Genomic DNA, 21,322 nt, shown 5'->3' with positions numbered 1-21,322 from the left:
AGACCCCCGGGATCGCCCGCCCCTCGGCCCGGCCCTGTACCGCACCCTTACCGCGGGTGAGGCAGAATCGACCAACGATGAGCACCTACCGCGACCTCACCGCCCCCATCGGCTCCCGCCGGGCCCCTGTGCTCCGCACGGTCGGGACCAGGGAACGCCGATCCCACCTGACCGCACCCCGGGTGCCCACCGTCGGCATCGACATCGGCGGCACCAAGGTCATGGCGGGCGTCGTGGACGCCGACGGCAACATTCTGGAGAAGCTCCGCACGGAGACCCCGGACAAGTCCAAGAGCCCCAAGGTCGTCGAGGACACCATCGTCGAGCTGGTCCTCGACCTCTCCGACCGGCACGACGTGCACGCGGTGGGCATCGGCGCCGCCGGCTGGGTCGACGCCGACCGCAACCGCGTCCTGTTCGCCCCCCACCTGTCCTGGCGCAACGAACCGCTGCGCGACCGCCTCAGCGGCCGGCTGTCCGTCCCGGTCCTCGTGGACAACGACGCCAACACGGCCGCCTGGGCCGAGTGGCGCTTCGGCGCCGGGCGCGGCGAGGACCACCTGGTGATGATCACGCTCGGCACCGGCATCGGCGGCGCCATCCTGGAGGACGGCCAGGTCAAGCGCGGCAAGTTCGGCGTGGCCGGCGAGTTCGGCCATATGCAGGTCGTGCCCGGCGGCCACCGCTGCCCGTGCGGCAACCGCGGCTGCTGGGAGCAGTACAGCTCCGGCAACGCGCTGGTCCGCGAGGCGCGCGAGCTGGCCGCCGCCGACTCGCCGGTCGCCTACGGCATCATCGAGCACGTCAAGGGCAACATCGGCGACATCACCGGTCCGATGATCACCGAGCTGGCCCGCGAGGGCGACGCGATGTGCGTGGAACTGCTCCAGGACATCGGCCAGTGGCTCGGCGTCGGCATCGCCAACCTGGCCGCCGCCCTCGACCCCTCCTGCTTCGTCATCGGCGGCGGCGTCTCGGCCGCCGACGAACTGCTCATCGGCCCCGCCCGGGAGGCGTTCAAGCGCCAGCTCACCGGCCGCGGCTACCGCCCCGAGGCCCGCATCACCCGCGCCCAGCTCGGCCCCGAGGCCGGCATGGTGGGCGCCGCCGACCTGGCCCGCCTGGTCGCCCGCCGCTTCCGCCGCGCCAAGCGGCGCCGGGTGGAGCGGTACGAGCGCTACGAGCGCTACGCCCAGGCCCGTCGAGAACGGGACACCGCATGACCACCTCCCTGCCCCGCCAGGCCGCGCCGCCCGGCCCCGCCCGGCGGCCGCCGGAGAACCCCCGCCACAAGGCGAAACGCCGGGCGCTCACCCTGCTGATCATCGTGCTGCTGATCGGGGTGCCGGCCGGCTATCTGGTGATCTCGGCCAACCAGAGCCGCAACAGCGGCAAGGACAAGGAGGCCAAGTACTCCGCGACCGGCCTCACCGAGGGCTGGCCGTCGAAGGTGCAGCGCCGCCTCTACCAGGTGAACGTCCCGCACCCCGCCGACCGCGTCGCCTCCTACGAGACGAACAACTGGAAGACCAGCCGCCTCTACGTGCAGTTCCGCACCAACCAGGCCGGTCTCGACAGCTTCCTGCAGTCCATCGGCTCCCGCAGGGACGAGCTGGAGAAGGGCGACATCGCCGTCGGCGCCCGCGACCGCAAGGTCAGCGGCTGGAACTTCGCCGGCCCCGGCTCCTGGTGGGGCCTCACCCGCACCCAGAAGAACCCGGCCCCCACCCAGGACGTGGTCGTGAACCTGGCCGACCCGACCTATCCGATGGTGTACGTGGTCTCCCGGACGGTCCCGTAGCCGGGCCGCGGACCGGGCGGCCGGGGCCGGTTGTCAGACCCCGCCCGTAGAGTCGGATACGTCTGATCCGACGTACGGACGGGAGGTGGCGGAACGTATGAGCGGCACGGCTGCGGTGGCCGGGCCCGCAGAGGGCTCCCGGGACACGGTCCCGGCACACCTCGCCTGCGTCTACCTGCCCGCGCCCCTCCCGCGCGAGGGCCGCCTCGCCTTCTGGGACCCCGCGGGCGACCCCCTGCCCGCCGCGGCCGGCGACCGTGGCGAGCTGACGGTCGTACGTCCCCACGGAGCCGGGGTGCGCCGCAGCCGGGTACCCGCGCTGACCCTCCCGCTCGACCGCGCCCTGCCCCTGCTGGTCCACGCCCGCCGCGACCGCGCCGCCCACCCGGCCACCGCCTGCTGGGCCGCCGCCGCCCTGCACGCACTGCGGCTGGTCGCCCGCGGCCGCCTGCTGCCCGGCCTCACCCCGAGCGGCCACGACGCCTGGCGCGCCGGCCCGCTCGAACCCGACGACATCGCCCATCTGCGCGCCATCGCCGCCGCCCTGCCCCCGGAGGGCCACGCCGTGCCCCTGCCCGGCTCCGGGCCGCTGCGGCTGCCCGAGCCGGAGGCCCTGGTCCGCTCCTTCCTGGACGCGGTCGCCGACACCCTGCCCCGCACCCCGGCGGCCCCGCACGCCGCCGGCCGCCCCTTCGCCGCCCGCGAACCCCAGGCACTGCCGCACGCGCACGAGTGGGCGGCCGAGGTCGCCGCCGGCATGGACGCGGGCGTACGGATCTCGCTGCGCCTCGACCTGTCCGCGTACGACACCTTCGACACCGGCGCGAGCGCGGGCGCCCGCGCCGCCGGAGCGGCGATCGTCCAGGTCCACAGCCTCGCCGACCCCACCCTGGTGGCCGACGCCGCCGCCCTGTGGGCGGGCGGGGCCGACGCGGCCTTCGGACCCCGGGCCCGGGTGGACGCGGCACTCGCCGTGCGCCGCGCCGCCCGGGTGTGGCCGCCCCTGGACCGGCTGGCCGAGCAGGACGTGCCCGACGTACTGGCCCTCTCCGAGGATGAGCTGGGCGATCTGCTCGGCGTCGCGGCCGGCCGGCTCGGCGCCGCCGGGGTCGCCGTGCACTGGCCCCGGGACCTCGCCCGCGACCTCACCGCCACCGCGGTGGTGCGGCCCGCCCCCGGCTCCGCGACCGACGGCACCGGCTTCTTCGAGAGCGAGGACCTGCTGCGCTTCAGCTGGCAGCTCGCGCTCGGCGGCGACCCGCTGGACGAGGCCGAGATGGACGCCCTCGCCGAGGCGCACCGCCCGGTCGTACGGCTCCGGGACCGCTGGGTCCTGGTCGACCCGGCCCTCGTCCGCAAGGCCCGCAAGCGCGAGCTCGGCCTGCTCGACCCGGTCGACGCGCTGTCCGTGGCGCTCACCGGCACCGCCGAGGTCGACGGCGAGACCGTGCCGGCCGTCCCCGTCGGCGCCCTCGCGGCCCTGCGCGACCGCCTCACCGCGGGCCTCGCCCCGGCCGCGCCGCCCGCCGCGCTGGCCGCCACCCTGCGCGACTACCAGCTGCGCGGCCTCGCCTGGCTCGACCTGATGACCTCCCTCGGCCTCGGCGGCTGCCTCGCCGACGACATGGGCCTCGGCAAGACCGTCACCCTGATCGCGCTGCACCTGAAACGGGCCCGTCCCGAACCCACCCTGGTGGTCTGCCCCGCCTCGCTGCTCGGCAACTGGCAGCGGGAGATCAACCGCTTCGCCCCCGGCGTCCCCGTCCGCCGCTTCCACGGCGCGGACCGCACCCTGGACGGACTCGACGGCGGCTTCGTCCTCACCACCTACGGCACCATGCGCTCCGCCGCCGCCCAACTCGCCGGCCAGACCTGGGGAATGGTCGTCGCCGACGAGGCCCAGCACGTCAAGAACCCCTTCTCGGCCACCGCCAAGGCGCTGCGCACCATCCCGGCCCCCGCGCGCGTGGCGCTCACCGGGACCCCGGTCGAGAACAACCTCTCCGAGCTGTGGGCCCTGCTCGACTGGACCACCCCCGGACTGCTCGGCCCCCTGAAGTCCTTCCGCGCCCGGCACGCCCGCGCGGTGGAGAACGGTGAGGACCCGGGGGCCGTGGACCGGCTCGCCCGCCTGGTCCGCCCCTTCCTGCTGCGCCGCAAGAAGTCCGACCCCGGCATCGTCCCCGAACTGCCGCCCAAGACCGAGACCGATCACCCGGTCCCGCTCACCCGCGAACAGGCCGCGCTGTACGAGGCGGTGGTGCGCGAGTCGATGCTGGCCATCGAGACCGCCGAGGGGATCGCCCGCCGGGGACTGGTCCTCAAACTGCTGGGCGCCCTGAAGCAGATCTGCGACCATCCGGCGCTTTACCTCAAGGAGGAGCCGGGCACCGACCGCCTGCTCCACCGCTCGGGCAAACTCGCCCTGCTGGACGAGCTGTTGGACACGGTCCTCGCCGAGGACGGCTCCGCGCTGGTCTTCACCCAGTACGTGGGCATGGCCCGCCTCATCACCCGTCATCTGTCCGCCCGCGCGATCCCCGTCGACCTGCTGCACGGCGGCACCCCGGTGCCGGAGCGCGAGCGCATGGTCGACCGCTTCCAGAGCGGCGAGACCCCGGTCCTCGTCCTTTCCCTGAAGGCCGCGGGCACCGGCCTCAACCTCACCCGCGCCGGTCATGTCGTGCACTTCGACCGCTGGTGGAACCCGGCCGTCGAGGAACAGGCCACCGACCGCGCCTACCGGATCGGCCAGACCCAGCCCGTCCAGGTCCACCGCCTGGTCACCGAGGGCACGGTCGAGGACCGCATCGCCGAGATGCTCGCCGCGAAGCGGGCGCTGGCCGACGCCATCCTCGGCTCCGGCGAGAGTGCCCTCACCGAACTGACCGACCGCGAGCTGTCCGACCTCGTCTCCCTGCGGAGCACTCCATGACCCCCACCGGCGCCCATCCGGCCGACCTCGCCCGCCAGGCCCTCCGCGAGGCGCGGCGACGGGCGCGGACGGGCCCCGACGAGCGGACCGGCGGGGGCGCGGGGGACCGCCCCGCGTCCGGCGCGGAGCCGTACGAGCCGCACGAACCTGACGAGCGACACCCGGAAAGCCGTGGTGAGGCCCCCGGCGCGGAGCCGAGCCCCGCAGGTGACCCGGCACACGACGGCGGTGCGGGTCCGTGCGACGCGGCGGGCCGCGCCGGTGAGCCGGACGACGACGAGTGCGCTGACCTCGGCGACGCCGGTCCCGGTGGGGCGCCCGGAACCGAGGAGGCCGTGCGCCCCGGGGACGGCGCCCTTCCGGACGGCGCGGGCTCCGGTGCGCCTCCAGGGCGCAGGCCCGCCGATGCCGCACGGGCGGCCCTGCGCGCGGCCACCGACAACAGCATGGAGCGCCCGGAGCCGCGGGACGAGGACCGCGCGCCGGAACCCGGCCCCCGTCCCGCCCCGGGCCCCGCCGCCGGTCCCCGCCCCGGCGACGTCGCCCGGGAGGCGCTGCGGGCCGCGCGGCGCGAGGCGTCGCGTGCGGAGACGGAGGCCGGGGCCGGGCGTACGGGACAGCGGGGCGCCCGGCGTCCGCCGGGTGCCGCCGCGGCCCGTACCGCCTCACCCTCCCCGGCTCCTTCCGACGCCGCCGAGACCGCCCGGGCCGCCCGCCTCAAGGCCGCGGGCGAGATGCGGCACTTCCTGCGGGACGCCTTCCGGATGCCCCCGGAGGCCGATGCCGCACCGGAGGAGGACGCCCCCGGCGAGCCGGTTCCCGCCCCGCCCGAGCCCGGCGCGCCGGCCGCGGGTGCCGTCCCGCACGTGCCACCGACCATGGGGACCCCCCACCGGGACGGTGAACTGCGGCGCACCTTCCCGGCCCTCGCGCCCCGGACGGCCGGCGGAGAGGACGCGGCGTTCGCGGCGACCTGGTGGGGCAACGCATGGACGGCGGCGTTGGAGCGGGGCGCGCTGGACGCCAAGCGGGTGGCGCGCGGACGCGGATACGCCGACCAGGGGCACGTGGACGCGATCACCGTGACCCCGGGGCTGGTCCTCGCCTATGTGCGCGGCAGCAGGCCCCGCCCGTACCGGGTCCAGGTGCGGGTACGCCCGCTGGCGGAGGAGGAGTGGGAGCGGTTCCTGGACGCGGCCGCCGACCGGCCGGGCCATATCGCCGCCCTGCTGGACAAGGAACTGCCCCAGTCCCTCGCGGACTGCGGCGTCCCGCTGCTGCCCGGCCCCGGTGACCTCGTCCCGCGGTGCAGCTGCCCCGACTCGGGCCACCCCTGCAAGCATGCGGCCGCCCTGTGCTACCAGACGGCGCGGCTGCTCGACGCCGACCCCTTCGTCCTGCTCCTGCTCCGCGGCCGGGGTGAGCGGGAGCTGCTGGACGCGCTGTCCCGGCGCAACGCGGCCCGCGCGGCCCGGGCCGCCCGGGAGCGGCAGCCCGCCTCGCTGCCCGGCATACGGGCGAGCGAGGCCCTGGCCGCGCGGGCGCTTCCACCGCTGCCGCCGCCCCTGCCGGTGCCGGCGCACCCCGAGCAGCCCCCGGCGTACCCCGCGGCGCCCGGTGGCCCCGATCCGTTCGCGCTGGACCAGCTGGCGACCGACGCCGCCGCCCGCGCGCACGCGCTGCTCGCCACCGGGCGCGATCCGGTCGGCGAGCTGAGTCTCTGGCAGGACGCGGTCCGGCTCGCCGCGGCCCGCCCCGGCTCCGGCCTGACCGTCACCACGCGCGCGCTGTACGCGACGCTGGCGGCGGCGACCGGCCGTACCCCCGGCGATCTCGCGCGGGCCGTCGCCGCCTGGCGGCAGGGCGGGGCGGAGGGGCTGGCCGTGCTGGAGGAGCCGTGGGACCCGCCGGCCGGCCGGTTCGACCGGGCGCGCCCGTTGCTGCTCGCCGCCGACCTGCCCGCGTTCCGGCCCTGGCACAACCGGCTCACGCACCCGCGCGGTCATGTCCAGCTTCGTCTTGGCCGGGACGGCCTGTGGTACGGCTACGAGTCCGAGCCCGGCCAGGACGACTGGTGGCCGCGGGGCACCCCCGACCTCGATCCGGTCGGCGCGCTCACCGGGCTCGGGACGGCGGACGAGGCGTGACCGACGTCGCATCCGCGCAAGGACGTTGAAAAGGCCGGTGCCGGCAGCGTGGAGCTGCCGGCACCGGCCTTCGGTGCGGGGGCCGCGGCGGATCAGTACGCGGAGTTCACCTTGTCGATCGAACCGTAGCGGTGGGCGGCGTAGTTGGCGGCCGCGGTGATGTTGGCCACCGGGTCGGTGACGCTGTGGGCGGTGCCGGCCACGTGGTAGGCGTTGAACGTCGGGTCGATCACCTGGAGCAGGCCCTTGGACGGGGTGCCCTTCTTGGCGTTGACGTCCCAGTTGTTCTGGGCGTTCGGGTTGCCGCCGGACTCGCGCATGATGTTGCGCTTCAGGCCCTCGTAGCTGCCGGGGATGCCCTTGGCCTTCATGATGGCCAGCGACTGCTTGATCCAGCCGTCGAGGTTGCCGGAACCGGACTTGGCCGCGCTGCCGTTCGAGGCCTTGGCCACGGCGGCGGCGTGCACCTGAGGCATCTCGGCGGCCTGGGCGTTCGTCGGCATCAGGGTCAGCGCCGCGGCTGCGGCGCCGGTGGTGGCGATACCGGTGACGGCGATGGTGCGCAGGCGGGCGATGCGGGTGCGGATGGCCATGGTCATACGAAAGGAACTCTTTCCCTGGGGGACATGGTCGTGCCGGCCGCGATGGTCGCGGTGGCGGTGGGGCGGGAGCCCCGCGCTCCGGGTGGACCGGGCGGTTCCGGCGGAGTTCCGCTCGGTCCGGCCCGTTGCTTCCCGGCAACGACAGCAATGGTTAGCTGCGGTCGGCACGGCTGGCAAGGATGTGACGTACTACCCGACTTCGGATCAATGTCCGAAATAGACGCATATGCAGCCTCCTGTGCAGCTCAGGCCGGTCCCGTACTACGGCCCTGCTTAGGACGTGATCTGGCTCCTATGGGTGGCGTCACAGGAAAGGGCCCCGAAATGGGCCGAAAACCGCCCGTTCCGAGCGAGCGGGAACCGGCTGCCGGGGCTCGGTGCGCGCCTCGCCGACTCAGCAGTTCGCGCTGTAGCGGACGCACCCCGGCGGGGTGTGGCTGTGGTCCCACTCGTGCTGCGCCGCCATGAGCGAGCCGCCCGCCAGGAGGGCCACCAGCAGATGCGCGACCACGGTCCAGCGGGCGCGGAAGACGGCCGCGAGCACCGCGAGGACGAGTGCGGCGATCAGCAGCTCCCGCAGCCGCCCGATGTGCGCGAGGGCGGCCGCGTCGATGTCCGCCCGGTCGCCCTGGGCCGCCCATACGTCCAGGCCGTAGCCGTAGATCCAGTCCAGTACGAGCCACGCGGTCTCCAGCAGGAACAGCGGGATCGCGAGGGCGAGATCCGCGCCCGGGCGGGTCCGGCGCGACCAGGGACGCCGGCGTCTCGGCGCCGGAAGGGTGTCGGTCATGGGTGCAGGGTGTCGTGGCCCGACGGCGCCGCACATGAGTAGCGGTACTCAACAGGGGGCCGGGGGCTCGGGCGCGACCGTGCGCATCCCCTTGTGGGGGATGTGGGCCGGGCGGTGCCGGACGAGGGGCGCTCGCACCCGGAAGGCCCGGAGCGCCCGGAGTCGAGGAGAGGGTCTCCGTCACTTTCTGTGCGCGCCGCTGCTCGTACCGTGCACACGGTCCGGTGAGCCCGGTGAAGCCCGACGCGGATGTGCGGCGCCCGCGCGCCCCGGCGCGTCAGTGCCGGGCCGGCCGGACGGCCGGGTGTTCGCCGATCCAGCGGGCGGCGAGCAGGCCGGACCCCGCGGTGAGCACGGCGGCCGCCACCACGGTGGTGTCCAGGCCGAAGGCGTCGGCGAGAACGCCGGCCGCCAGGGCGCCTGCGGCGTAGCCGATGTCGCGCCAGAAGCGGTAGGTGCCGAGCGCGTTGGCCCGCCAGGCGGGGTGGGCGTGGTCGGAGACCGAGGCGATGAGGGCCGGGTAGACCATGGCGGTGCCGATGCCGAGCGCCACCGCGGACAGGACGCCCGCGAGCAGGGGGGTGTCCAGCAGGACCAGGGCGAGGACGAAACCGGCGGCCTGGACGAACATGCCGGTGACGACGAGGGGTTTGCGGCCGATCCGGTCGGCGAGCCGGCCGGTGGGTATCCGCCCGAGGCCCCACAGGACGGGGTAGAGGCCCTTGACGAGGCCGACGGCGGCGAGGCCGAGGCCGTGGTCGGTGAAGAGCAGCGGGAAGACGCCCCAGGTGAGGCCGTCGTTGAGGTTGTTGACCAGCCCCGCCTGGCTCGCCCCGCGCAGGGAGCGGTGCCGCCAGGAGGTGCGGGCGAACGTCGCGGCCGCCCCGGTGTCCTCGTCGCTGGGCAACGGCACCGGGTGCCCGGCCAGTTCGAGGGCGACATGCGCGGCGGTGTCGCGTACGGCCAGGGCGAGGGCGAGGCCCGCGACGACGAAGACGACGCCGATCAGTTCGGGGACGGGGCGCAGCCCGTGGCCGGTGGCGAGGTAGCCGGTGAGCAGGGCGGTGCCCCCGACGGCGGTGTAGCCGGCCGCCTCGTTCAGACCGGTGGCGAGGCCCCGGTGGGCGGGGCCGACCAGGTCGATCTTCATGTTGACGGTCATGGACCAGGCCAGGCCCTGGTTGAGCCCGAGCAGCACGTTGGCGGCGACGATCCATCCCCAGGACGGCGCCCATGCGAGGACGAAGGGGACGGGGACGCCGAGGAGCCAGCCGGCCAGCAGGAGTCGTCTGCGGCGGAACCGGGCCGTGAGGGCGCCGGCGGCGAGGTTGGTGAGGGCCTTGGTGAGGCCGAAGGCGATGATGAAGGAGAAGACGGCCAGGTCGTCGACGAGACCGAAGGACCGGGTGCCGATGAGTGGGACGGTGGTGCGTTCCAGGCCGACCAGACCGCCCACGCAGACGTTGACGAGGACGAGCAGCGTGAACTGCGGCCAGTTCTCCCGCAGTCCGAGCCGCACGGGGGCGGCGGCGCGCCGCGCGCGCGGGCCCCGGCCGGTGCCGGGAGGCGTGAGGTGGTCGTCGGTGGAGCCCACGGTGGTCCTCCGGAAGCGGGTGCGGGGCTGGGGGGAGGGGCCCGGCACGCGTGGGTGCCGGGCCGGGTGCCGCACGGCGGGCCGGGGCGCCGCGGGCCGGGGCGCCCCGGCCGATGCCGTCGCGGTGGCGGACGGCACCGGCCTCGGGCGGGCGGTGCGCGGCGGGCTCAGCGGCGGCCGAAGGGCCACCAGGAACGCTTGGGCTTGGGCGGGCAGTCGCACCGCCGTGCCGCGGGCACTTCGGCGAGGACTTGGTCCACGTGGTTCCCGCAGCCCGCGTACGTGGCCTTGCCGCACGTCGGACAGGCGACTCGTCGGCACATGGCGGATTCGGCTCCTCTCCCGGCTCAGGCGGCCGATTCCCAGGCGCCGTAGCCGCCGAGCAGGTCGTAGACCTCGGTGCGGCCACGGTGCCGGATCAGGCTGGCGGCGATGGAGGAGCGGTGGCCGCCGGCGCAGTGGACCACCAGACGGCCCTCGGCGGGGACCTCGTCGAGACGCCTGGCCAGTTCGGCGAGGGGGATGTGCAGGGCGCCCTCGATGGAGCGGCCGCCGTCGCGTTCGCCGCAGTTGCGCACGTCCAGCACCAGCGGGGGTTCGGGGGAGGCGAGTTCCTCGCGCAGGGCCTCGGCGGTCAGCCGGCCGGCCTGGCGCTTCTCGTCGGAGAGGGCGGCGAAGACCTGAACGGGATCGGCGGCGTAGCCGCGGACGCGGTCGAAGCCGATGCGCGCGAGGCGGGTGACGGTCTCCTCGGCGCGGTCCTCGGGGGCGACGATGAGAATCTCGTCTCGCGGGGTGAGGACGCTGCCCGCCTGTTCGGCGAAGCGGCCGTCGAGCGGGACGTTGACCGAGCCGGCCAGGTGTCCGGCGGCGAAGGCGAACTGGTCGCGGGTGTCGAGGACCACAGCGCCGGTGGCGCGCAGCCGGGCGAACTCGGCCGCCTCCAGCGCGGGAGCGCCCTCGACGGTCTGGAACAGGTCGCGGTTGCGGCGGTTGAGGTCGGCGTCGTACGAGAAGTAGCCGGGTGCGGCGGACTGGCCGGCGGTGACGAGGCGGACGAAGGTGTCCTGGTCCATCGGCCGGCAGGCGTAGTTGGTCAGGCGCTGCGTGCCGATGGTCGACTGGAGCTCGGTGGACAGGTTCTTGCCGCAGGCGGAGCCGGCGCCGTGGGCGGGGAAGACGCGGACCTCGTCGGGCAGGGCCATCAGCTTGTGGTGGACGCTGTCGTAGAGCATCGCGCCCAGTTCCTCGGCGGTGACGCCGGCGGAGGCGAGCAGGTCGGGGCGGCCGACGTCGCCGACGAACAGGGCGTCGCCGGTGAGCACCCCGTAGGGGACGGTGTCCTCGGGCTTCTCGAAGACGAGGATGCTGATCGACTCGGGGGTGTGGCCCGGCGTCTCCAGGATCCGGAGGGTGACCTCGCCCAGGGAGATCCGCTCCCCGTCGGCGAGCTTGCGGATCGGGTACTCGGTCACGGCGCGCTGCCCGTAGCCGATCCACGCGCCGGTGCGCTGGGCCAGTTCCAGGTGGCCGGCGAGGAAGTCGGCGTGGAAGTGGGTGTTGATCACCGCCTCGACGGTGAACCCGTGCGCCTCCGCGTCCGCGACGTACTCGTCCACGTCCCGGCGGGGGTCGACGACGACCGCCTTGCCGCTGGTCGGGTCGCCGATGACGTACGCCGCCTGGGACAGACAGTCGAGGTAGTGCTGCGCGAAGTACATGAGGTGCCTCCTGGCGCGGGTAGTGCGGGGGCTGGAGCCCTGGAATACCCGGCGGGGTATGCGAAATGATACCCATGGGGGTATTGGTGAGAGGCACTGTATACCCACGGGGGTATACGGCGGCAAGTCGGACCTTGGGCGGCGGGCCGTGCGGGCCGGACGGTTCGGGGTGAGGGCCTGGCGGGGAGGGTGTCGCCATCTCCGGCCGGTCCGGCTGTCGCGCAGCCAACCCATTTGACCTGGCCTTCTCGTGCGTACGTGGGTGCCGCGCCCGCTCGGGCGGGGGCGGGGTGGCGCGGATCACCCGGGATCGAGGCGGGTGCAGAATACCCCCAGGGGTACTCGTGTTATCGTGCTCATATACCCCCGGGGGTAACCCTGGACCGGTCTCGCAGTCGCCCGCCTCGGGTGGGGCGCGACGGCCGTGGACGACGGCTGCCGCAGCGCCGCCGCGAGGGGCGGCCGTCGTGACCGGCCGAACGCCCCTCCCGTCCGCCCTTCCCTAGTTCCGAGAGGTTGTGCGATGTCCCTCTTCCCCGCCGGCGAGGGCCGGGTCACCGTCGACGAGGCCGCCCGGCACACCCGGGGCGCCGACGCCCCGGCCGTTCTGCTCGACGTGCGTGAGCAGCGCGAGTGGGACGCCGGCCACGCGCCGGGCGCCGTGTGCGCGCCGCTGTCCGGCCTGGTGGCCGGGGCGGCGCTGCCGGAGGCGGCACAGGCCCGGCCGCTGGTGGTGATCTGCCGCAGCGGGCGGCGCTCGCAGCAGGCCGCCGAGCTGCTGGCCGCGCGGGGCGCGCGGGTGGCGGACGTCATGGGCGGCATGCGGGCGTGGGCCGCCGCCGGGTACCCGGTCGTGGACGGGCACGGGAACAGCGGCTCGATAGCATGACGACCCTGGTTCTCGCGCTCGTCGCCGGTGCCGTCATCGGCCTGGCCCTGGGCGGCCTCGGCGGGGGCGGCAGCGTCCTCGCCGTACCGGCCCTCATCTACCTCCTCGGCTTCACCCCGGCCGAGGCGACGACGGCCAGCCTGGTCATCGTCACCCTCACCTCGGTCACCGCGCTGACCGGGCACGCCCGGGACGGAAACGTCGCCTGGCGTACCGGACTGCTGTTCGCCGCGGCCGGCATCGTGCCCGCGATGCTCGCCGGTGCCGTCGCCGGGCATCTGCCCCAGGCGGTGCTGACCGTCGCCTTCTCGGTCATCGCCGCGCTCGCCGCCGTGCGCATGCTGCGCCCGGCCCGCACCGGGTCCACCGGCCCGGTGAGTCCGGGCAGGGCGGGGGCCGCGGGCGCCGGTCTGGGCGCCGTGACCGGGTTCCTGGGCGTGGGCGGCGGCTTCCTCGCCGTGCCCGCGCTGGTGGGCGTGCTGAAACTGCCCATGCGCCGGGCGGTCGGGACCAGCCTGCTGGTCATCACGATCAACTCGCTGGCCGCGCTCGGCGCCCGCGCCGGCACCGGGACGCACCTGGACTGGGCGGTCATCGCGCCGTTCACCGCGGCGGCCGTCCTCGGCGCCTGGGACGGCAAACGCCTGTCGAAGAAGCTCAAGGGCGGAACGCTGCAACGCGTCTTCGCATACGTCCTGCTCGCGGTCGCCGTGTTCATGCTCGTCGACGCGCTCCTCTGACCGCCCCGCCGCGGTCCGGCCCCCTCCCGGCACCGCGCGCGGGGCACCCACCCCGCTCCGGACAACACCGACACGCAAGGATCACCTCTGCCATGACCATCACCGCCATCGAGCCCCGCCAGGCCAAGAGCCGTCTGCACGAGCTCACCGTCATCGACGTGCGCACCCCCGGCGAGTACGCCGGCGGTCACGTCCCCGGCGCCCTGAACATCCCTCTGGACCAGCTCGACCGCGCGCTGCCCGACATCCGCGGTGCCGCCGAGCGCGGCGAGGTCCTCGTGGTCTGCGCCTCCGGCGCCCGCTCCGAGAAGGCCTGCGCGCAGCTCGCCGCGCAGGGCATCCGCGCGGCGACCCTCGCGGGCGGCACCGGCGCTTGGGCCGCCCAGGGCAACGAGCTGGACCGCCCCCTGGCCTGCGACGTCAAGACCCCCTGGAGCATGGACCGCCAGGTCCGCCTCACCGCCGGATCGATCGTCCTGCTCGGCCTGGCGCTCGGCGAGTTCGTCCACCCGGCCTTCCGGCTGCTGTCCGCCGGTGTCGCGGGCGGCCTGGTGTTCTCCGCCGTGACCAACACCTGCGGCATGGCCGCCATGCTCGGCAAGCTGCCCTACAACCGGCCCGGCAAGGCCGACCTGGACGCCACGCTGGCCCGCCTGCGCGGCCTCTGACCCGTACGGTGCCCCGGGTGTCCCGTGTGCCCCGGCGCACGGAACACCCGCCGCCGCTCCGAAGCCACTGCCGCGCACGGCGACGCAACGTACCCCCCGGGGTATTTTCCGAGGAGTGACACATGGAACTCGAACTCGACGGCGCGCCCCTGAAGGCGGTGCTGAACCGGCTGCGGCGGGCCCAGGGCCAGATCTCCGGTGTGATCCGGATGATCGAGGAGGGCCGGGACTGCGAGGACGTCGTCACCCAGCTCTCCGCCGCCTCACGGGCCCTGGACCGCGCCGGGTTCGCGATCATCGCCACCGGCCTCCAGAAGTGCGTGGTCGAGATCGAGGACGGCCGGCGCGGCGGCGAGGACGCCGAGCGGATGCGCGCACGCCTGGAGAAGCTCTTCCTGTCGCTGGCGTGAGCGCGCCGGGCCGGCCCGGCCTCCGCGCGGTGCGGCTCACCGGGCGTCGCCGGGAGGCCGGGGGCACACCCCGCGCACCGGCCCTGCCCACCACTTCCCCGGCCCGCGCCTGAACGGCCGTGTCCTTCCCGCCGTGCGCGCCACCGCGCCGCACCTCCTTGGCGGGGAGCCACCGTCCGGCGGTGACGCCGCCGTGGGACCGGTCCCGCACGCCCGGGCGCAACTGCCCGCAGGAGCACCCCGTTTCCCGGGCCGGTACCGTGTGCCCGCACCCGACGCGCCGTCATGCGGTGCAGGTCACAGCGTTCTGACTGCGCGGCAGATGCATCCGGCACGCCGTTTCGCGCGTCTTGCCTTGTGCGGGGGCGGACACCGAGAACGAGAGGGTCGGAGCATGATGGGGCGCGGTACGAGGCGGGGTGGGGCGGGCTGGGCGGCGGTCGCGGCGGCCGTCGCCACCGTGGTGGGGGCCTCCGTGCTGGGTCCCCTCGCCGGTACCAGCGCGGGTGGCGCGACCGCGAGCCGCCCCGGCGGTCGTACGCCGGTGACCGCCCCGCCCACGGCGCCGGCCCGCCCCGGCTCACCGACACCGGCCCCGGGCCAGACCTCCGTGCCCGACCCCGGGCTGCCCGCACCGGTGGTCAACATGGACATCGCCCACGCCTCGGACAAGGGACCGCACGCCGTCGACATCACCATCGACGACGGCCCTGATCCGGTGTGGACCCCGCGCGTCCTGAAGGTGCTCAACGACAACGGGGTCAAGGCCGTGTTCTGCATGATCGGGTCGAAGGCGGCCGAACACCCGGACGTGGTGCGGCAGGTCGTCGCTGCCGGACACCGGCTGTGCGACCACAGCGTCCACCACGACACGACGATGGACCACAAGTCCCGCTCCTTCCAGTACGCCGAGGTCACCCAGGCGGCACGGATGATCGAACAGGCCTCCGGCGGTGTGAAGCCGCAGTACTACCGGGCGCCGGGCGGTGCCTTCACCCCCTACAGCCGGCAGATAGCCGCCGCGGCGGGGATGCGCCCGCTCGGCTGGAACGTCGACTCGGACGACTACAAGCGACCCGGCACCCAGGCGATCCTGAACACGGTCGAGCGCGAACTGCCGGGCGGCCCCACCATCCTCTTCCACGACGGCGGCGGTGACCGTTCCGAGACCGTGGCGGCGCTCGCCGCGCTGCTGCCCCGGCTCAAGGACCAGGGCTACGCCTTCGGGTTCCCCGTGCGCTGAGCCCGAAGGCGCGCTCCTCCTCGGCCGGGGCCGGTCACCGTCGGCGGCGCGGGCCGAGGTGCGGGGGAGCGGGTCCGGGCCGACGATGGTCAGCGGGGGTGTGCCCGTGAAGCGTTTCTCCGCGAAGAGGGCGGCGACCGTCCTTTCCGCGCGACTGGAGCCGGCTCTTCTCGCCGTCACCGCGGCGGCCCTGGCGGCGGGCGGCTCGGCCTGGCTCGCCGGTGCGGGCGGCCTCGCCGATCTGCTGTGGGGACTGGGCGCCGCGTCCGCCCTGCTGCCGGCGGCCGGCTGGGTCGTGGCCGCGTTGCGGCGCGGCCAGGCGGGCGTGGACCTCATCGCGGTCCTCGCCCTCGTCGGCACCCTGGCCGTGCGCGAGTACCTGGCCGGTGCGCTGATCGCCCTGATGCTGGCCACCGGACGCACCCTCGAAGCCGCCGCCCAGCGGCGGGCCTCCCGCGATGTGCGGGCCCTCGTGGAACGCACCCCGCGCACCGCCCGGCGCCGCACCGCGGCCGGGGTGAGCACCGTGCCGCTCACCGAGGTGCGCGCCGGTGATCTGCTCGTGGTCGGGCCCGGGGAAGTGGTCCCGGTCGACGGCCGCGTGGAGAGCGCCCTCGCCGTGTTCGACGAGTCGGTGCTCACCGGGGAGCCCCTCCAGGTCGAGCGGGCGAAGGACGAGGCCGTACGCAGCGGGGTGATCAACGCCGGCGGCGCCTTCGAGCTGAGGGCCACCGCCACCGAACAGGACAGCACCTACGCCGAGATCGTCAGGCTGGCCCGGCAGGCGAGCGCGGAGTCCGCTCCGGTGGTCCGCCTGGCCGACCGGTACGCGGCCTGGTTCCTGCCCCTGTCTCTCGCGGTGGCCGGCCTCGCCTGGCTGCTCAGCGGTTCTGCCGTGCGCGCGGTCGCGGTCCTGGTGGTCGCCACCCCGTGCCCGCTGCTGCTGGCCGCGCCGGTCGCGATCGTCTCCGGCCTGTCCCGCGCCTCACGGCTGGGGGTGGTGGTCCGCGGCGGCGGCGCGCTGGAGAACCTCGGCCGGGCCCGCACCCTGCTGCTGGACAAGACCGGCACCCTCACCGGGGGCCGCCCCCGGGTCCTGGACATCGCCGCCGCGCCGGCCTGGAAGCCCGCCCGGGTGCTGGGGCTGGCCGCCGCGCTCGACCAGTACTCCCCGCACGTGCTGGCCCACGCCATCGTGGACGCCGCCCGGGAACGCGGCCTGGAGCTGCCCGTCGTGTCGGACGTCACCGAGGACCCCGGCCGGGGCGCCTTCGGCACCGTGGACGGGCAGCGGGCGTCCATCGGCCGGACGGCTGCCGCGGACGAGGTGCCGTCCTGGGCCCGGGCGGTGGAGAACCGGGCGCTGCTCGACGGGGCGGCCGTCGCCTGGCTGACCGTCGGCGGGCAGGTGGTCGGCGCCGTCCTGCTGCGCGATCCGCCGCGCCCCGACGCCCCCCGCACCCTGCGCCTCCTGCGGACGGCGGGCATCGAGCGGATCATGATGCTCACGGGTGACCGTGCCGAGCCAGCGCAGGAGGTCGCCGCCGTCCTCGGGCTCGACGGCGTGCGGGCCGAACTGAGCCCCGCGGACAAGGTCGCCGCGGTCCGCGAGGAACGCGCACGGGCCGTGACCGTCATGGTCGGCGACGGCGTCAACGACGCGCCCGCGCTCGCCGCGGCGGACATCGGGGTGGCCATGGGCGCCCGCGGTTCCACCGCGTCCTCCGAGGCCGCCGACATCGTCCTGACCACCGACCGCGTCGACCGCCTCGCCGACGCCGTGGCCATCGCCGGGCGCGCGCGGCGCATCGCCGTGCAGAGCGCGCTGGGCGGCATGCTGATGTCGCTCGCCGCCATGGCCGCGGCGGCGGCCGGTCTGCTCCCGCCCGCCGCCGGTGCGCTGCTCCAGGAGGGCATCGACGTGGCGGTCATCCTCAACGCCCTGCGCGCCCTGCGCGTCGGCCAGGGCGCCCGACCGCCCGTCACCCCGGCCGCCGAGGTACTCATCCACCGCTTCGCGGCCGAACACAACGACCTCCAGGACGTCGTCGAGGCGGTGCGGGCCGCCGCCGACCGCCTCTCCGACAGCTCCGGCCCCCAGGCCCTGGCGGCCGTCGAGGAGACGCACCGGCTGCTGACCGAGCGGCTGCTTCCGCACGAGCGCGCCGAGGAGCACCTGCTCTATCCGAAGCTCGCGCCCGCGCTCGGCGGCCCCGAGGCCACCGCCACGATGAGCCGCGCCCACACCGAGATCGAACGCCTGTCCAGGCGCATCGCCACCCATCTGCACCTGGCGCACGCCCACGGCGGTCTGGACCCGGACCAGCTCGACGATCTGCGTTCGTGCCTCTACGGGCTGCACACCGTCCTGCGGCTGCACTTCTCCCAGGAGGAGGAGAACTACTTCTCCCTGGCCCCGTGACCCGGAAGGCGCCGGCCGGAGTCAGCGCAGGCGAGCGGGCCCGACGGCGGTCGCGGGCTTGGTGGCGCGGACGATGGCGGAGTGCATGCCGTCGGCGACCTGGTGGGTCGGGGTGATCTGGATTCCGGTGAACCCGGCGGCCTCCAGACCGGTGCGGTACTCGGTGAAGGACAGGGCGCCGGCGATGCAGCCGACGTAGTCGCCGCGCTCGGCGCGTCGGGCGGGGGAGAGGGCGTCGTCGGCGACCACGTCGGAGACACCGATGCGGCCGCCCGGCCTGAGCACCCGGAACGTCTCGGCGAACACGGCGGCCTTGTCGGTGGACAGGTTGATCACACAGTTGGAGATCACGACGTCGACGGTGTTCGCGGGCAGCGGGATCGCCTCGATGGTGCCCTTGAGGAACTCCACGTTGGTGGCGCCGGCCTCGGCCGCGTTGGCGAGGGCCAGCGCGAGCATCTCCTCGGTCATGTCCAGCCCGTACGCCTTGCCGGTGGGGCCGACGCGGCGGGCGGAGAGCAGGACGTCGATGCCGCCGCCGGAGCCGAGGTCCAGGACGCGCTCGCCCTCGCGCAGCTCGGCGACCGCCGTGGGGTTGCCGCAGCCGAGGGAGGCGGCCACCGCGTCGGCGGGCAGTGTGTCGCGGTCGTCCGCGGCGTACAGGGCGGCCCCGAAGTCGTCGCCGACCTCGACCGGCTGCGGGCCGCAGCAGGCGGCCCCGCCCTCGGCGACCCGTACGGCCGCCGCCGCGTAGCGCAGACGGACGGTTTCGCGCAGGTCGCTGGACTGCTCGCTCATGGCTGACTCCTGGGTGACGGGGTGACGGGCAGGCGATGCCCCGGAACAGTTTGTATTGACGTTCGTTGATGCAACCTTGCGCGTTGAATAGAAGAACGTCAAGATAGACGCATGTCGAAACAACAACTTCCGGTGATCGGCCAGGACGACGGCGACACCGGTTGCTGCCCGGGACTGCTGACGGCTCCGCTCGACGAGGACCAGGCGGCGGAGCTGGCGAAGGTCTTCAAGGCGCTGGGAGACCCGGTGCGCTTGCGGCTGCTGTCGATGATCGCCTCCCGGGCGGGCGGCGAGATCTGCGTGTGCGACCTCACCCCGGCCTTCGACCTGTCCCAGCCGACGATCTCCCATCACCTCAAGCTGCTGCGCCAGGCCGGGCTGATCGACGGCGAACGCCGCGGGACGTGGGTGTACTACCGGCTGCTCCCGGAGACGACCGACCGGCTCGCCGGCGTCCTCGCCCGCCCCGCCGGTGAGCCACTGCCCGCCTCGTCGGGCGCCGCCTCGTGAGTACCGTCCCCGGCACCGCGCCGGTCGCCGCCCGGCTGTCGTTCGTGGACCGCTACCTGGCCGCGTGGATCCTCGCCGCGATGGCCGTCGGACTCGGCCTCGGCCGTCTGGTCCCGGGCCTGGGGGACGCGCTCGCGAAGGTCACCGTCAGCGGGGTCTCGCTGCCGATCGCGCTCGGGCTGCTGGTGATGATGTACCCGGTGCTCGCGAAGGTCCGCTACGACCGCCTGGACACCGTCACCCGCGACCGCCGCCTGCTGATCCCCTCGCTGCTGCTGAACTGGGTCCTCGGCCCGGCCGTGATGTTCGCCCTCGCCTGGCTCTTCCTGCCGGACCTGCCCGCCTACCGCACCGGCCTGATCATCGTCGGCCTGGCCCGCTGCATCGCCATGGTCGTCATCTGGAACGACCTGGCCTGCGGCGACCGTGAGGCGGCCGCCGTGCTGGTCGCCCTCAACTCCGTCTTCCAGGTCGCCGCGTTCGGCCTGCTGGGCTGGTTCTACCTGTCGGTGCTGCCCGGCCTGCTCGGCCTGGAGCAGACCACGCTGGACGTGTCCGTGTGGGAGATCGCCCGCAGCGTGCTCGTCTTCCTCGGCATCCCGCTCGCCGCCGGCTACCTCACCCGCCGCATCGGCGAGAGGGCCAAGGGCCGCGCCTGGTACGAGGGGGAGCTGATCCCCCGCATCGGTCCCTTCGCCCTGTACGGGCTGCTGTTCACGATCGTCGTCCTCTTCGCCCTCCAGGGCGACGCCATCACCTCGCGGCCCCTCGACGTGGCCCGGATCGCCCTGCCGCTGCTGGTGTACTTCGCGCTGATGTGGGCCGGGTCCATGGCGTTCGGCCGCGCCGTGGGCCTCGACCACCCGCGCGCGACGACGCTCGCCTTCACCGCCGCGGGCAACAACTTCGAGCTGGCCATCGCCGTCTGCATCGCCACCTTCGGAGCCACCTCCGGCCAGGCCCTCGCCGGCGTCGTCGGCCCGCTCATCGAGGTCCCCGTCCTCATCGGCCTGGTCCACGTCGCCCTCGCCGTCCGCCGCCACTTCCCCGGGCCCGCCGCGACGGCCGCCGGGACCGCCCAGCAGAAGGAAGACGCCACCCGTGCCTGAGACCCGCCCCTGCGTCCTGTTCGTGTGCGTCCACAACGCCGGCCGCTCCCAGATGGCCGCCGCCTTCCTCTCCCGCCTCGCCGCCGGCCGGGTCGAGGTCCGCTCCGCCGGGTCCGCCCCCGCCGACAGCGTCAACCCGGCCGTCGTGGCGGCGATGCGTGAGGCGGGGATCGACCTCTCCGCCGAGATCCCCAAGGTCCTCGACCAGGCGGCGGTGCGGGCCGCGGACGTGGTCGTCACCATGGGGTGCGGCGACACCTGCCCCGTCCTCCCCGGCAAGCGCTACCTCGACTGGCGGCTGGACGACCCGGCCGGGCAGGGCGTGGCGGCCGTCCGCCCGATCCGCGACGAGATCGAGCGGCGCGTCCGCGGCCTGCTCACCGACCTCGGGATCGACGCCGTCCGCTGACGGGACGGCCCGGAGCCGAGCCGGTCCGGACGAAGGACCCTAGGCGTCGGGGATCACATGCATCGCGGCCTCCTCCGCCGACGATCCGGCACCGTCCAGTCCCACGTCGGACGCGAACAGGGCGGACTCGGTGATCTCGTGACTGCCTTCGTCCGGCGCGAGGAGGCGGCCCGCGCGCTCGGCACCGACCTCGTCGTCGATCGGTTCGCCGTCCGTGTCCCAGGTGTCGCCGATCCCGTCGCCCCGCGGGACCCCGATGTCAGGGACCTCCTCCGCGAGGCGCTCGTCCAGGCTCTCCCCGCGCCACCGCTCCGACGCGGTGACACCGGTGTGCTCGACGCCCCACGGCCTGTCCGGGGGCGAGTAGCCCTCGTCCATGGCCTCGTCGCCGCCCCGGTAGTCCAGGGTGTCCGACGCGTCCAGCACACCGGCGTCGTCGCGCACCTCCGACCCGTCCGGCTGGTACACCTCGTCACCCATCGTCTCGGCAGTCATCCTTGCCTCCGCCTTCCCTTCCTCGTCCGCTTCCGTTGC

The 21,322-nt window shown here is 74.8% G+C and carries 19 protein-coding genes; 13 read left to right on the top strand and 6 right to left on the bottom strand.

The features are described from left to right. Positions 1–77: 77 nt before the first annotated feature. The 4 genes from HZZ00_RS26190 to HZZ00_RS26175 all read left to right on the top strand — a co-directional run bounded on the left by HZZ00_RS26190 (position 78) and on the right by HZZ00_RS26175 (position 6,883). On the top strand, positions 78–1,223 hold the full coding sequence (locus HZZ00_RS26190; protein ID WP_070025645.1) for an ROK family glucokinase: 1,146 nt from the start codon (positions 78–80) through the stop codon (positions 1,221–1,223). Then, positions 1,220–1,801, top strand: a complete 582-nt coding sequence (locus tag HZZ00_RS26185; RefSeq protein ID WP_180328760.1) for a sugar kinase — start codon at positions 1,220–1,222, stop codon at positions 1,799–1,801. The genes HZZ00_RS26190 and HZZ00_RS26185 overlap by 4 nt, the downstream gene beginning before the upstream one ends. A 97-nt stretch (positions 1,802–1,898) precedes the next feature. Beyond that, positions 1,899–4,736: a DEAD/DEAH box helicase gene (locus HZZ00_RS26180; RefSeq protein WP_180328759.1), complete on the top strand. Its 2,838-nt coding sequence runs from the start codon at positions 1,899–1,901 to the stop codon at positions 4,734–4,736. Beyond that, positions 4,733–6,883: an SWIM zinc finger family protein gene (locus HZZ00_RS26175; protein WP_180328758.1), complete on the top strand. Its 2,151-nt coding sequence runs from the start codon at positions 4,733–4,735 to the stop codon at positions 6,881–6,883. The genes HZZ00_RS26180 and HZZ00_RS26175 overlap by 4 nt, the downstream gene beginning before the upstream one ends. 92 nt (positions 6,884–6,975) lie before the next feature. On the opposite strand, the gene HZZ00_RS26170 is transcribed toward HZZ00_RS26175, so the two are convergent. From HZZ00_RS26170 to HZZ00_RS26155, 4 genes are all read right to left on the bottom strand, one after another. Further along, on the bottom strand, positions 6,976–7,476 hold the full coding sequence (locus HZZ00_RS26170; RefSeq protein WP_180333709.1) for a transglycosylase SLT domain-containing protein: 501 nt from the start codon (positions 7,474–7,476) through the stop codon (positions 6,976–6,978). A 403-nt stretch (positions 7,477–7,879) separates the two neighbouring features. After that, positions 7,880–8,275, bottom strand: coding sequence for a DUF6234 family protein (locus HZZ00_RS26165; RefSeq protein ID WP_257585351.1), 396 nt, complete (start codon positions 8,273–8,275; stop codon positions 7,880–7,882). A 277-nt stretch (positions 8,276–8,552) separates the two neighbouring features. Continuing rightward, positions 8,553–9,869, bottom strand: a complete 1,317-nt coding sequence (locus HZZ00_RS26160; protein ID WP_180328756.1) for an MFS transporter — start codon at positions 9,867–9,869, stop codon at positions 8,553–8,555. A 347-nt stretch (positions 9,870–10,216) separates the two neighbouring features. Then, on the bottom strand, positions 10,217–11,590 hold the full coding sequence (locus HZZ00_RS26155; RefSeq protein WP_180328755.1) for an MBL fold metallo-hydrolase: 1,374 nt from the start codon (positions 11,588–11,590) through the stop codon (positions 10,217–10,219). Between the two features lie 523 nt (positions 11,591–12,113). Between HZZ00_RS26155 and HZZ00_RS26150 the strand changes: the two genes are divergently transcribed. The 6 genes from HZZ00_RS26150 (at position 12,114) to HZZ00_RS26125 (ending at position 17,962) form a co-directional block, all read left to right on the top strand. Further along, the gene (locus HZZ00_RS26150) at positions 12,114–12,479 is read left to right on the top strand and encodes a rhodanese-like domain-containing protein (protein ID WP_180328754.1); all 366 of its coding nucleotides are present in this window, start codon (positions 12,114–12,116) and stop codon (positions 12,477–12,479) included. Continuing rightward, positions 12,476–13,219 carry a sulfite exporter TauE/SafE family protein gene (locus HZZ00_RS26145; RefSeq protein ID WP_180328753.1) on the top strand — a complete coding sequence of 248 codons (744 nt, stop codon included), beginning with the start codon at positions 12,476–12,478 and terminating at the stop codon, positions 13,217–13,219. Before HZZ00_RS26150 ends, HZZ00_RS26145 begins: the two co-directional genes overlap by 4 nt. Before the next feature lie 92 nt (positions 13,220–13,311). Beyond that, positions 13,312–13,887 (top strand): rhodanese-like domain-containing protein, encoded by a 576-nt coding sequence (locus HZZ00_RS26140; RefSeq protein WP_180328752.1) that lies wholly within the window; start codon positions 13,312–13,314, stop codon positions 13,885–13,887. A 122-nt stretch (positions 13,888–14,009) separates the two neighbouring features. Then, complete coding sequence (locus HZZ00_RS26135) at positions 14,010–14,297, top strand: metal-sensitive transcriptional regulator (protein WP_180328751.1); 288 nt, start codon at positions 14,010–14,012, stop codon at positions 14,295–14,297. Between the two features lie 394 nt (positions 14,298–14,691). Next, positions 14,692–15,540, top strand: coding sequence for a polysaccharide deacetylase family protein (locus HZZ00_RS26130; RefSeq protein ID WP_257585346.1), 849 nt, complete (start codon positions 14,692–14,694; stop codon positions 15,538–15,540). A 106-nt stretch (positions 15,541–15,646) separates the two neighbouring features. Further along, positions 15,647–17,962, top strand: a complete 2,316-nt coding sequence (locus HZZ00_RS26125; protein ID WP_257585345.1) for a heavy metal translocating P-type ATPase — start codon at positions 15,647–15,649, stop codon at positions 17,960–17,962. 21 nt (positions 17,963–17,983) lie between these two features. Here HZZ00_RS26125 and arsM read toward each other — a convergent pair whose 3' ends face one another. Continuing rightward, positions 17,984–18,760: an arsenite methyltransferase gene (arsM, locus tag HZZ00_RS26120; RefSeq protein ID WP_180328749.1), complete on the bottom strand. Its 777-nt coding sequence runs from the start codon at positions 18,758–18,760 to the stop codon at positions 17,984–17,986. A gap of 111 nt (positions 18,761–18,871) precedes the next feature. On the opposite strand from arsM, the gene HZZ00_RS26115 reads away from it, so the two are divergent. The 3 genes from HZZ00_RS26115 to HZZ00_RS26105 all read left to right on the top strand — a co-directional run bounded on the left by HZZ00_RS26115 (position 18,872) and on the right by HZZ00_RS26105 (position 20,788). Continuing rightward, positions 18,872–19,270, top strand: coding sequence for a helix-turn-helix transcriptional regulator (locus tag HZZ00_RS26115; RefSeq protein WP_180328748.1), 399 nt, complete (start codon positions 18,872–18,874; stop codon positions 19,268–19,270). A gap of 80 nt (positions 19,271–19,350) precedes the next feature. Further along, on the top strand, positions 19,351–20,379 hold the full coding sequence (gene arsB, locus HZZ00_RS26110; protein WP_257586007.1) for an ACR3 family arsenite efflux transporter: 1,029 nt from the start codon (positions 19,351–19,353) through the stop codon (positions 20,377–20,379). Between the two features lie 52 nt (positions 20,380–20,431). Then, positions 20,432–20,788, top strand: a complete 357-nt coding sequence (locus tag HZZ00_RS26105; RefSeq protein ID WP_374028565.1) for a phosphotyrosine protein phosphatase — start codon at positions 20,432–20,434, stop codon at positions 20,786–20,788. Positions 20,789–20,827: 39 nt separating this feature from the next. On the opposite strand, the gene HZZ00_RS26100 is transcribed toward HZZ00_RS26105, so the two are convergent. After that, on the bottom strand, positions 20,828–21,283 hold the full coding sequence (locus tag HZZ00_RS26100) for a DUF5709 domain-containing protein (RefSeq protein WP_180328745.1): 456 nt from the start codon (positions 21,281–21,283) through the stop codon (positions 20,828–20,830). Positions 21,284–21,322 lie beyond the last annotated feature (39 nt).

It is taken from the genome of Streptomyces sp. NEAU-sy36 (assembly GCF_013423905.1).
Classification (GTDB): Bacteria; Actinomycetota; Actinomycetes; order Streptomycetales; family Streptomycetaceae; genus Streptomyces; species Streptomyces misionensis.
Note: the sequence above shows the minus strand (reverse complement) of the source record. Positions and strands in the feature narration are given on the sequence as shown.

Bases quoted from the DNA above. Each gene is read 5' to 3' on its own strand.
- HZZ00_RS26190 (WP_070025645.1), top strand. From the start codon at position 78: ATGAGCACCTACCGCGACCTCACCGCCCCCATCGGCTCCCGCCGGGCC.
- HZZ00_RS26185 (WP_180328760.1), top strand. From the start codon at position 1,220: ATGACCACCTCCCTGCCCCGCCAGGCCGCGCCGCCCGGCCCCGCCCGG.
- HZZ00_RS26180 (WP_180328759.1), top strand. From the start codon at position 1,899: ATGAGCGGCACGGCTGCGGTGGCCGGGCCCGCAGAGGGCTCCCGGGAC.
- HZZ00_RS26175 (WP_180328758.1), top strand. From the start codon at position 4,733: ATGACCCCCACCGGCGCCCATCCGGCCGACCTCGCCCGCCAGGCCCTC.
- HZZ00_RS26170 (WP_180333709.1), bottom strand. From the start codon at position 7,476: ATGGCCATCCGCACCCGCATCGCCCGCCTGCGCACCATCGCCGTCACC.
- HZZ00_RS26165 (WP_257585351.1), bottom strand. From the start codon at position 8,275: ATGACCGACACCCTTCCGGCGCCGAGACGCCGGCGTCCCTGGTCGCGC.
- HZZ00_RS26155 (WP_180328755.1), bottom strand. From the start codon at position 11,590: ATGTACTTCGCGCAGCACTACCTCGACTGTCTGTCCCAGGCGGCGTAC.
- HZZ00_RS26150 (WP_180328754.1), top strand. From the start codon at position 12,114: ATGTCCCTCTTCCCCGCCGGCGAGGGCCGGGTCACCGTCGACGAGGCC.
- HZZ00_RS26145 (WP_180328753.1), top strand. From the start codon at position 12,476: ATGACGACCCTGGTTCTCGCGCTCGTCGCCGGTGCCGTCATCGGCCTG.
- HZZ00_RS26140 (WP_180328752.1), top strand. From the start codon at position 13,312: ATGACCATCACCGCCATCGAGCCCCGCCAGGCCAAGAGCCGTCTGCAC.
- HZZ00_RS26135 (WP_180328751.1), top strand. From the start codon at position 14,010: ATGGAACTCGAACTCGACGGCGCGCCCCTGAAGGCGGTGCTGAACCGG.
- HZZ00_RS26130 (WP_257585346.1), top strand. From the start codon at position 14,692: ATGATGGGGCGCGGTACGAGGCGGGGTGGGGCGGGCTGGGCGGCGGTC.
- arsM (WP_180328749.1), bottom strand. From the start codon at position 18,760: ATGAGCGAGCAGTCCAGCGACCTGCGCGAAACCGTCCGTCTGCGCTAC.
- HZZ00_RS26115 (WP_180328748.1), top strand. From the start codon at position 18,872: ATGTCGAAACAACAACTTCCGGTGATCGGCCAGGACGACGGCGACACC.
- arsB (WP_257586007.1), top strand. From the start codon at position 19,351: ATGGCCGTCGGACTCGGCCTCGGCCGTCTGGTCCCGGGCCTGGGGGAC.
- HZZ00_RS26105 (WP_374028565.1), top strand. From the start codon at position 20,432: ATGGCCGCCGCCTTCCTCTCCCGCCTCGCCGCCGGCCGGGTCGAGGTC.
- HZZ00_RS26100 (WP_180328745.1), bottom strand. From the start codon at position 21,283: ATGACTGCCGAGACGATGGGTGACGAGGTGTACCAGCCGGACGGGTCG.